Annotated in this window: 5 protein-coding genes; all 5 read left to right on the forward strand. The window is 42.1% G+C overall.

Translation table 11 applies throughout. The annotated features are described in order from the left end of the window. Positions 1–166 precede the first annotated feature (166 nt). Entirely contained in the window at positions 167–1,159 is a 993-nt protein-coding gene (locus HMPREF9075_RS08665) for a hypothetical protein (RefSeq protein WP_034557316.1), read from the forward strand. 12 nt (positions 1,160–1,171) lie between these two features. Then, complete coding sequence (locus HMPREF9075_RS08670; protein WP_009416167.1) at positions 1,172–2,779, forward strand: OmpP1/FadL family transporter; 1,608 nt, start codon at positions 1,172–1,174, stop codon at positions 2,777–2,779. Positions 2,780–2,935: 156 nt separating this feature from the next. After that, complete coding sequence (locus HMPREF9075_RS08675; protein WP_009416168.1) at positions 2,936–4,150, forward strand: RsmB/NOP family class I SAM-dependent RNA methyltransferase; 1,215 nt, start codon at positions 2,936–2,938, stop codon at positions 4,148–4,150. A gap of 10 nt (positions 4,151–4,160) precedes the next feature. Continuing rightward, entirely contained in the window at positions 4,161–5,399 is a 1,239-nt protein-coding gene (gene mraY / locus HMPREF9075_RS08680; protein WP_009416169.1) for a phospho-N-acetylmuramoyl-pentapeptide-transferase, read from the forward strand. 79 nt (positions 5,400–5,478) lie between these two features. Then, positions 5,479–11,971 (forward strand): Ig-like domain-containing protein (locus HMPREF9075_RS08685; protein WP_009416170.1); only part of this gene is annotated, 6,493 nt, incomplete at its 3' end.

Raw genomic sequence — 11,971 nt, forward strand, 5'->3', positions numbered from 1 at the left:
CGAAGGTTGAGCGAAGGTTGAGCGAAGGATAAAAAAAAACTGTGCGGCTTGCACTATCATTAAACATTAATCTTAAAACATTGTTTTTGGCACAAAAATTGATTTACTATTATTAAGGCAAAGACTGCCTATCAATCAAGAATCGTTTTTTAATAAATAAATATTTATGGAAAGGAATAACAAATTACAGAAGATGATAACAAAGCTCCCCCTATGGGCGGCTTCGTTATGCCTGCTTACCTCCTGTGGTAGTTACTATTATGCCGATGGCATCTATGGCGATATTATGCCCGAAAGAAACTACCAATATGAGGCTCCTCGCCACGACAGATATGACGAAAATCAACCCCCTCGCCATTTACACAATAATTACAAAGAGTATTTTGCCCAAAAAGCACAACAGTACAAGCAAGCCCCCGATACTACCTACACCGCTTTTACCGATGTAAATAGCTATCGTTCCTCAGCCTATGATACAGGAGGCAAAACCTATGGCGGATGGGGTAGCAATGCGCAACAAGTGAATGTAAATATATATAACCACAACCGCTATGGCTATCCTTATAGCTATTACTACCCCTATAATTATGGTTATTATCCCTATTACACACCCTACCGCAGCGGCTGGGGGTTCTCTTTAGGCTGGAGCAGTTACGACCCCTATTGGGGCAGCTGGGGCAACTATTACTATAGCCCCTATTACGATTATTACGGCTATCGCCCCTATGGCTATTATCCTTACGGAGGTTATTACGGCTATTACCCTTATTATGGCTACTACTATCCCTATGGTTATGGCTATTACGGAGGCTACAATTATGGCTATCAGCACCCTCGTGAATACTATTACGAGCCCGATAACTCTTATCGCCATAACTCCTATAGCAACCAAGTGCCCTATTACGGCAGAGGGCGTGCTATTATAAAAGATGACGGGCGCCGTGGCGACCCCAATCGCTATGAAGAATACAATTACAACTACAATACCGAAGCTTACGGACGAAGACAGTCCGATAGCCGAAACTACAACAATAGCCAAATGGGTAGAAATTACAACAGCAATAGCGGCAATTATAATTACAACAGCAATAGCGGTAATTACAATAGTAGCTCAAATAGCGACTCCTCAAGAGGCTATAAAAGTCCTAATAGAGATTAAAAAATACTGAAAATGAAAAAGATAAGCATAATTACTCTGTTCTTATTGATAGGCATCACTGCAAAAGCGCAAAACCATACCGATGCCCTGCGATATAGTACCGAAGAACTATCGGGTACGGCACGTTTCAAAGCAATGAGTGGAGCTTTTGGAGCTTTAGGAGGCGATATGTCGGCAGTGAATATCAATCCCGCAGGAAGTACCTTCTTCGGCAGTAGCGAAATAAACTTTTCACTCAACAACAAAAATCAAACTCTCGATATAGGCTTTTTAGACCGAAAAGCCAAAAGTAACAAAAACGACTTTGATGTCAGCCAGTTTGGAGTTGTATTTGCAATCCCCAATGTATCTCCTACCCTCAAGAAAATAAGTGTAGCGTTCAACTATCAAAAAACTAAAAATTTTGATAATGATAAGTTTACGTACGAGGCTTATAACACCAAAGGCTTAGATAATTATTTTCAGAACTATCTGCTAAAAGGCAACGGCGGCAATCCGTTTGCTTACGGACTTTTTGCAGCGGGTATGAACTTTAATAATGACACCGAAGCAGGACAACGCGCCATAGGCGAGTATTACGCTACTTTAGGCAAGCAAAAAGGTTATGCAGCCCAAATGGCTTATCTTGGGTTACAAGCAGGATTGGTAGCACCCACAACCACTTCCACCACCAATGTAGGCTATACAGCCTTAGGCAAAGACCAAGAGCGCTTGCAACGCTATAGAATAGAACGCTCTGGTTATGTAAATAAAGCCAATATCAACTTCGCTACCCAAGTGGGCGATTTTATAGCATTGGGTATGAACCTCAATATTCACAATATCAACGAAAAGGCAATGTATAGCCTCCGTGATAACGACTTCAAAGGTACATCTTCCCTCACTTATGCCAATCATAAGCAATATATCAATACCACAGGCGAAGGATTTTCGCTACAATTGGGCGGAATTGCCAAACTTACAGAAAACATTAGGGTAGGGGCAAGCTATCAATCACCCGTTTGGTACCGAATGAAAGAAGAAAGCCGACAAGTGCTTTACGGCACCGTGAAAGGTATTCCGAAAAATGTAAATTACGATGTAGAGCTGATTAATAGATATGGCGATGAAATATGGTACGAACGCGAATATAAATTCCGTACTCCTGCACAATGGACAGCCAGTGCAGCCTACCTTATCAAAAAACGAGCTATACTCAGTGTAGATTATGTGCATAGCTCTTATAATAACTTGAAATTCAGAAGCAACAACCTTGCAGCCGAAAATGCTGTCATACAAAGTGAGCTTGGCGATACTTCAGCACTGCGCATAGGAGGCGAATTGCGATTCCCCTTCCTATTGTTCAAAGACGACCCAAAATCTATAAATTACTTTAGTGTGCGAGCAGGTTATCGCTATGAACAAAGCCCCTACCGCAGAACAATAGCCACAGTAGGCGATTTAAAAGGTTACGCTATGGGCGTGGGGGTAACCTTAGGAGGCGTGCGCATAGATGCTTCTTATGATATTGCAAAGCAAACCAATACATTTGCTCTCTACGAAAGCATCCTTACCGACAAAGCTACCCTCGAAACACAAAACAACAACTTCGCTGTAACCCTCACTTGGACACTTTTTTAGTTGTTAGTCATTAGTTTTTAGTTGTTAGCTTGCCCCACACACTTTGGCAAACTTTAAGAGTTTGCCAAAGTTTATATAACTGATAATGGCAGATTATTAAACATTATTTTGTACCTTTGCAGCCGAAAATACTCTTAGTACCCTCACTGCAAAATAATGAAATTACACAGAAACTTAGTAGATGCCGTCATTGAAGGACTGTTATTAATCTTCAATAACGAACAACAAGCCGATAAAATAGTTGAAAAACAACTCAAAAAAGACAAACGCTGGGGAGCGCGCGACAGGGCTTTTATAGCCGAAACTACCTATGAGATAGTGCGCTGGAAACGCCTATATGCCGAAATTGCCGAAGTAAATGCCCCTTTTACGGTGCATAATCTCAGGCGAATGTTTGCCGTATGGGCTACCTTGCGAGGAATTAACTTGCCAGAGTGGGGAAATTATTTTGAAAATACCCCACAACGCCGCATCAAAGGACGATATGACGAGCTTTCTAAAGTGAGAAAGCTACGCGAGTCTGTCCCCGATTGGTTAGACGAGTTGGGAGTAAGCGAATTAGGCGAAACGCTTTGGACAAAAGAACTTGCCGCCCTAAACACGATGGCTCCTGTGGTATTGCGTGCCAATACGCTTAAAATCTCTGTACCTCACCTCAAAACATACCTACAAGCCGAAAAAATAGAAAGTTACCCACTGCAGCAATACCCCGAAGCATTGCAGCTGGTGGAGCGTGCGAACGTTTTTAGTACAACAGCCTTCACCAACGGACTTTTTGAGGTGCAGGACGCCTCTTCTCAAAAAGTAGCTCCTTTTATGCAGATAGACGACTCTGTAAAGCGTGTAATCGACTGTTGCGCAGGGGCTGGCGGCAAAACACTCCATATCGCTACCCTGATGAAAAACAAAGGGCAGGTGATTGCTATGGACATCTACGATTATAAACTACAGGAACTAAAACGCCGCGCTCGCCGCAACGAACTCTTCAATATAGAAACCAAACTCATAGAGCCACGCACCCTGAAACGCTTAGAAGCCTCTGCCGATAGGGTACTGATAGACGCCCCTTGTAGCGGCTTGGGCGTATTGCGCCGCAACCCCGACAGCAAATGGAAACTAAAACCTTCATTTTTAGATGAAATACGCACTACCCAGCAAGAAATACTACAGCAATACAGCAAATTAGTAAAACAAGGTGGTAAATTGATATATGCCACTTGCTCTATACTACCCTCTGAAAACAAAAAACAAATAGAGCAGTTTTTGCTTTCAGAAAAAGGTAAAGATTTTCAGTTGGAAGCCGAAGAAGTTATATTGGCTCATACTTCGGGCTATGATGGTTTTTATATGGCACGATTGCTAAAAAAATAATATTAAAGAAATGTTGTACTACTTATTAGAAAACTTAGAAAAATACTACGATTTTCCTGGTTCAGGATTATATAAATACTTGTCGTTTAGAGCAGGACTCGCCCTGATGCTCTCATTGTTGATATCTACAATTTACGGCAAGCGTATTATCTTGTTTTTAAGACGAAAACAAATAGGCGAAACCGTACGTGATTTAGGCTTGCAAGGGCAAAACGAAAAAGCAGGAACCCCCACTATGGGAGGGATTATCATCATCTTGGCAACTCTCATTCCTGTACTATTATTGGGCAAGTTGGATAATGTATATACTATTTTGCTCATTATAGCTACTGTGTGGATGGGAACTATAGGCTTTTTAGATGATTATATCAAGACCTTTAGGAAAAATAAAGACGGATTGAAAGGGCGTTTTAAAGTATTAGGACAAGTAGGCTTGGGGATTATCGTGGGCGCAACTCTTTATTTTAACGATGCGGTAACCGTAAAAAACGAAAAAATGAGCTTAAGAAAGGCTCGTACCGAAGTAGTAGCTCAAAACACTACTATAGAACAACCCGTACCCGAAGTAAAATCTACCAAAACAACCATTCCTTTTGTGAAAAATAACGAATTTGATTACGCCGACCTCATCGCTTGGACTGGCAATAACTATCATAATTATGTATGGCTTGTTTTTATACCTATAGTAATCCTCATAGTTACAGCCGTATCCAATGGGGCAAACCTCACCGATGGTATTGATGGACTTGCCGCAGGAAGCTCAGCTATTATAGTACTCACTTTGGGTATTTTTGCTTGGATTTCAGGGAATATTATCTTTTCAGAATATTTGAATATAATGTATATACCGCGAGTGGGCGAACTTACCGTTTTTATAGCTGCTTTTGCAGGTGCTTTAGTAGGCTTTTTGTGGTATAATACCTATCCAGCGCAAGTGTTTATGGGCGATACTGGTAGCCTAACTATAGGAGGCATTATAGCTGTAATAGCTATAGCCGTGCGAAAAGAGCTGCTGATACCTGTATTATGTGGTATTTTCTTGATTGAAAATTTATCGGTGATACTGCAAGTAGCTTATTTTAAATACACAAAAAAGAAATATGGTGAAGGCAAACGTATATTTTTGATGTCGCCTTTGCACCACCATTACCAGAAAAAAGGTTACCACGAAAGTAAAATAGTGATGCGCTTTTTGATAGTGGGAATATTTTTGGCAGTAATAACTATAGTAACCCTCAAATTGAGGTAATTTTTTAGTTATTTGTTAAAATTTTTGTATCTTTGCAGCCGGATACTTATGTATCCTTTATATTACAGAAAAACTATATATGATGCAGATACTTAACAAACAAATGTTTAGAGGGCTTTTAGTAGCCTTATTATTAGTCTTTTCGTGGGGAGCAAATGCCCAGGTAGCCGTCAATAGTGTAGTGGCTGATGACCAAGTGCAGTTTGCTAATAACAACAATTTTGAAATTGGTACCCTCACTATTAAGATAAAGTTACCTTCTACTAAAACCACTGCTAAGGTAACTGTTACCTTGCCTACGGGCATTGAGTATGTGGCAGGTTCGGCAGCTGTGGGTTTGAATGCTACTTCGGTGGCACTCGTAGCGGGTAGCCCTGTGGGTACACCCGTATTTACGCTGGTAGGTACACCCAATACCGAAGTGGTATTTACTATTAAGCGTAAAATAACCAAGTTGGCTACTGATGCCTTACAAGGAAAGCTTCTTACCGATAAAGTAAAGGCGCAAGTAACTGGCGAAACAGATGACGAAAAAAACTCTAACCAGTATAGGGTAACGCCGCCAGTGGTAACCGTACAAGGGGTTACTGCAATAGCTGCTGCCCAAATAGGGGTAAACACTACTACCTTTAGTATTCGCAATACAGGGGTAGGCGCGGCGCGCACTATCTTCTTCTCTATAGATTACCCTGCGGGGGTTAACACCGTGAGCTTTATACCACCAGCAGGGGTAACCTTAGCACAAGTAGGTACTGTGCCTGCAGGCTTTCTCAATGCAGGCAAACCACTGTACAGCCTTACCAAGTCTGCTGGTTTTTTAGGTAATGAGGAGGTACCTATTACCGAAGTCTTCAAGATAGCCACTTCCTTATGTGGAAAGCAACCTAAATTGAGCTATGTACCCTATTGGGGGCTTTCGGCTACCGAACTATTCGGACAGAATACTAAGGTAGACCGCAATATAAAGGTGCGGACTTATGAACCTAAAATAATACAAACTAGTGATAGAAACAAAAGATATTTTGAGTATGGTGCGGGGCTTTGTGCTGCTACAGGGCAAAAACTGGGTACATTCTATACCGCTTTTAATAATAATACCGATGCTACCGCTTATAACAATAGAATAGAAAAATTGTGGCAAGCACGGACATACTTTGATTTAACTAACTTTTGTATTATTGCTACTGATGGTACAAAAATTCCTATTGATGAAACCTCTAATGATGGTGGTTCTACTAAATTTGATTTTTCTACTAATGCGGCTTTACTTAGTTCCAATTCTGCTTTGGCAGGGAAAGATATAGGTTTTACCGATGAAGACAGTGATGGATATTTAGACGACCTAAAACCGGGGGCTGAAATCCGTATCTGTTACGACTTGGTATCTAAAGGCAAGCCTTTTGCTTGTAACGATTTATCTATAAATCCTTCTTATACTTGTCTTTATGACAATGCTTGTGGGGAATCCCTCCAATCAGTAGAATCTCAAGGTACATATAGACGAGCTTATACTCGTATCAATAAAAGTATTTTTCCGGCACAGCTAGTCTTAAATACGCCAGAAAAAGGTTATTTGACCCCAGGAATGACATCGGTATCTGCTGAAGAACAGCTACAAGGACAAGGAGGAAGGATAAATGACCTTCGTTATCACTATTATATGCAGTTGCCTTCGGGGGTAGGACTTAAGAATGTGGTATTTCACTATACTAAGAATGATGATTTTACCGATACTGCTGCGCCTACTATCACTATTGCTGATGTGCCTGCTGGAGGGGTACTGAGTTGGACAACGCCTGATACACCTCCTGCAGGGGTAACAGGTAATGGAAAATTCTATTGGGGGCATATCTCTTTTGAGTTGGAACTTACTAACTGTACCGGTATGGGGTCTTCGGCAGCCTTCCCTTACACCATCTCGATGATGAGTCGTAACCAAGATGGTACTACCTTCTGTCCTATTCCTGTAGCGTGCGAAACAGCTACTATTGCAATGGGCTGTTCGGTACCTTGTACTGTAAAAGGACCTGAAATGCTTAGTACTAAAGTAGAGCGAGCTGATAATTCTTACGGTTGGACAGATGCTACAATGGCTACCCGTGTGCAGCGTGCCAATGTATCGCCCGAGCAACGCCGTAAGGTATTACCTTTAGATACCGTAGAGTTCTTTGCCGAAGGGAAACAATCTACTGCTCAGGGAGCAGATAATCTCTTCTATTACGTAGCAGTAAAAAAGAATGCAGATTTGTTGCCTAAGTCTATCAAAGTGAAAGTAGGTACTCACGAAATGACCCTACAAGCTACTGACACAGGGGTAATAACGCGCACCAACGATGCTAATGCCAATTATTACCGTTGGAATCTTACCGATGCACTTCCTTTAGGAGGATTAGCAGCAGGGCAAACTTTCTCGGTAGTGGCTACCTATCAGGTAAATAATGCTACAGAAAGTCAAGATTTAGCAGAGCAATCGGGTATTACCTCTTATTTCTATACCTTAGCTAATAAAAACGATACCGCTATCAACGCTCAAGGTGTGCATACCAATGCCTTACGTTGTGGAGTAGCCCTTATTCCGGTATTTGATTTCGGTAGAACCGGCAAGTGGAATGGTATGAATGGTTTTATTTTGAATGGTTGTTACCCTAATAATATAGGAGGCTATTATGTTCACTTAGGGCGCAACCAAGCGAGTGGTAGTTTGCTTTATGAGGAGTATCGCCCAGGGATTCTAATGAAGAAGATTGTACTTAAGATGCCCTTGGCATATAAGATTATCGCGAACCCTGAGTATTACTATACCGCTGATGCCACCCAAGCGAGAAATAATACTTCTTCTTCTACAACTATTCCTTTGGCTAATTGGGTAGAAACTACCGAAGGCAATAAGCGGGTATATACCTATCATAACCCAACTAATACAGCCGATCCATACTTTCTACGCCCAGGTATGATAGGAGCAAGAACTTATAATGAGTGGTTGAAGGTAATGGCGCAAGCCTCTTGTAAGTCAAAAGAATTTACAGGTACTGACTCGCAGAAATTAGCTGCTGCCAGACTTGCTGATGAAGTGGGCTATTACGAAATAGAGGCAGAAGATCTTTATTATCATTATGCTAATGAATCTACTCGGTCATCTACCAATATAGCTAATAGCAGTGTTTTTCTTTTTAGTGCAAAACCACAACTGCTTATGGCAGCACAAGGGCAAGGCTCTACTATTAGGGCTAACAAGAACGAACAAAGCTCTGTTTTTGCCTTAGAAGCACGCAACAATCCTGCCCCTAATACGTGGGTGTCTATCCCTGATATTACAGGGGTAGAGGTGCAAGGCTTAGAAGAGGTAAACAATGCAGCAGGTACTACTGTAATACGAACTCTTACTCCGGAAACGAGTATTTCGGGCGAGAAGATGTTCTTCTTAAACGAAACTATATCTGTAGGGGCAGCAAACCAAAAGTACTACCGTTTGAAGTTTAAACTTACAAACTGTAGTCAGCCGCAAATAAAGTTTAAAGTATATGCAGGCTGGAACTGCGAAGGCAACCCTACACAAGGCTATCGTGCTACTTGTGATGACACGTTCTTAGAGTATACCGTAAACATTGCCCAAAGCAAAAAAGAAATAGAAGTAGGCACAAACCCTACCAGTTTGCCTATGTGTACTAAAACGCCTTTCTCATACATTGTAAAAAGTACTGATGAGGGCGACATATTTGGGGCTAACTTAGTGGTTACCCAACAACCAGGGATTATCATCAGCGATGTACAAGTGGAATACCCCTTAGGTTCAGGCAAGGTGTACAATACCGATACCCCTGTAGATGGTAAAAAGATAGGGGTAGTAACTACTGCTAATAAAACTACCTATAAACTTTCGGATATATTGCCAGAGGGCTCATTGCCTGGTTCAGTAAGTACTAATACAGAAAGCAGTCAGAAGTTCAAAGTAATTTTCAATGTACAACCTGAATGCGACTTTGTATCGGGCTCTTCTTTTGATATAGACTTAGAGGGTAACAACCTTTGTGGGGTACCAGCTATAGGACCTAAAGTAGTAGCTATTGTAGCAGGAGTACAAAATGCAAGTGTTAGCAACTATAATATGCTATTATCGTCAATCAATTACGTAAGTGGTAATGCTAATGCTTGCGATAATGGGGCTACTTATAAGGTACGCGTATCAGTAAACTCGTCTGTTCCTTCTTTTGCAATAGGTAGTGATGCACGTTTGCATATTCGTTTCCCGCAACTTTACGACATACAAAGCAGCGATATTTCGGTAGATAGAACAGATTTCCCACAAGCTAATGCTAATAGCAACTGGACAGACCCTACAGTAGTATCGAGAACTACGGTAGGTAATGATAGTGAGATAATAATGGTAGTACCAGCAGGTATGAAAAATTCTCAGTACTTTGATGTAACCCTAAAAATCAAACAAAAAGCCAATACTTTGGTAGATTGTACTACAGAGCGAAATATAAAAGTACTTACTACTGATAAGATAACAGGTATTGCTTGTCCTACCTTGCCACCTTCTTTTGTGTGCCCTGCTCTTACAGTGAGCACTTCGCCTGAAAGAACGGCTGTTATCAAAAACGAGCGTGCCGACCTTTCAATTACCGAGGTAAAAGCTACTGCGGTGCCTTCGGCTAACAAAGAAAACCTTACTATTCAGTATAAAATAGCTAATGCGGCTACTGCTTCGGCTACTTATAACGGTTCGGTAGTGGTAAGCCTCTATAACGACCTTAACAACAACGGTTTGGTAGAAGCTAGCGAGGTACTCGCTACCCACACCACTACGCAAGCCTTAGGGGCTGGGGCAACCTCTACGGTGCAAACCTTTACGTACTTAGCCGATCAAGCGCAAGTATGCCGCTTGCGTTTGGCTATCCGCAATGCCGATAACAAATGCCTCTGCGATGATAAAGATGTTGCCTTGCCAACACCTGCACATATAGGAGGTTTGGTAGCTAACCTCTCTATTTGCGAGACCGCTTCGGCAACCTTTGTGTATAACGCGGCAGCTCCTGCTTACGATAGCTATACGTGGTCGCCAGCCAGCTACTTGTCGGCAGCCAATACCCCTACGCCTACATTTGCTTATAGTGGTGCTAAGCTAACCGCTCCGCTAACGGTTACCTATACGCTAACGGTAAAACGCACTAATGGTTGTGAATCGAGCCAAACGGTAACAGTAGTTGTAACCCCCACAACAGCAACTCCTAACCCTAATGCAGTGAACTTGTGTTCGGGCAATACAATACAAAGTTTGAAGCAATATTTAGGCGGTTTGGTATCGGGCACCTTAAGGGTATACACTACGGCTACCGCTACTGCCCAGCTTGCTGACGCTACTGCGATAACCGATAATACAACTTATTACTATTCGGCACAAATAACCGGACAATGTGAAAGTGCACGACAAGCTATTCTGGTAAAAATAGTAGCAACTCCTACCGCATCGTCTAGCTACACTTATTGTGCGGGTACTAAGGTAGCTACTTTATGGGATGAGATTGACTCAACTGATAATGATAGGTCGCTTAAGATATACACAGTAGCTTCAGCGGGTACTCCTTTAGATAGGAATACCGTGTTGCAAAACGGCACCTACTACATAGCCGATTCGGCTACTAATGGCTCGGCAACCCCTACTTGCGAGAGTACACGGGTACCAGTAATAGTAAATATAACAGAGGTTGCAGCCCCAACTGTGAGTGCCACAACTGTTTTGTGTCCGACAGCGAGCACACATAGCGTATCGTTTGCGGCGTATGCTACAGCCCTTAGTGGCAACAGCTTGCGCTGGTATGCTACGGCTACGGCTACAGTACCTCTAACCAATACACCTACTATCAACACACAAGTAAGTAGCACTACTACCCTTACTGCGTACGTAAGTCAGGTAACCACAGCAGGTTGTGAAAGTCCGCGTGGAACGGTAACTATAGTAGTGAATGACACTACTACACCTACTCTTACAGCACCAGCACCTTTGGTAACCGATTGCCGCAATGCAGCTGCCAACATTATTACTTGGTTGGGTACAGCTACCGCTACTGATAGCTGTGGTGCCGTAAGTTTGACTAATACCTATAGTGCACCAGCAGATTTTTGCAATGTATCTAATGGTACTCTTACTGTGAGCTTTGTAGCGAAAGACCTCTTTGGTAATACCACTACGCAAACGCGTACTATTACCTTAGTAAATATAAAGGCAGAAAGCGATACCTTTACTGTTACACACGGAGCTGTAGCTACTACTACGGCTAACAGTGTGCTTACTAATGATAAGGTAGGAACGCAAACGGCTACTACAGGTACTGTAAGTATGACAGTTGTTACCCCAGCAACAGGTGTAGCAGGCTCGGCAACGCCAACGCTTAATAGCGATGGTACGATTACAGTACCAGCGGGTACTAAATCGGGGACTTATACTATAGGTTATAAGATATGTACTAAAGTAGCGAGTGTAACGGCTTGCGATACGGCTACTGCTACTGTAGTGGTAGGAGCACCCGAAATAAAAGCTAATAGCGATACTCGTACCGTTACCAATGGTG

Origin of the sequence: Capnocytophaga sp. oral taxon 332 str. F0381 (genome assembly GCF_000318275.2) — a bacterium.
Classification (GTDB): domain Bacteria; phylum Bacteroidota; class Bacteroidia; order Flavobacteriales; family Flavobacteriaceae; genus Capnocytophaga; species Capnocytophaga bilenii.

Coding starts and splice junctions, on each gene's coding strand:
- mraY (WP_009416169.1), top strand. CDS start 4,161: ATGTTGTACTACTTATTAGAAAACTTAGAAAAATACTACGATTTTCCT.
- HMPREF9075_RS08665 (WP_034557316.1), top strand. CDS start 167: ATGGAAAGGAATAACAAATTACAGAAGATGATAACAAAGCTCCCCCTA.
- HMPREF9075_RS08670 (WP_009416167.1), top strand. CDS start 1,172: ATGAAAAAGATAAGCATAATTACTCTGTTCTTATTGATAGGCATCACT.
- HMPREF9075_RS08675 (WP_009416168.1), top strand. CDS start 2,936: ATGAAATTACACAGAAACTTAGTAGATGCCGTCATTGAAGGACTGTTA.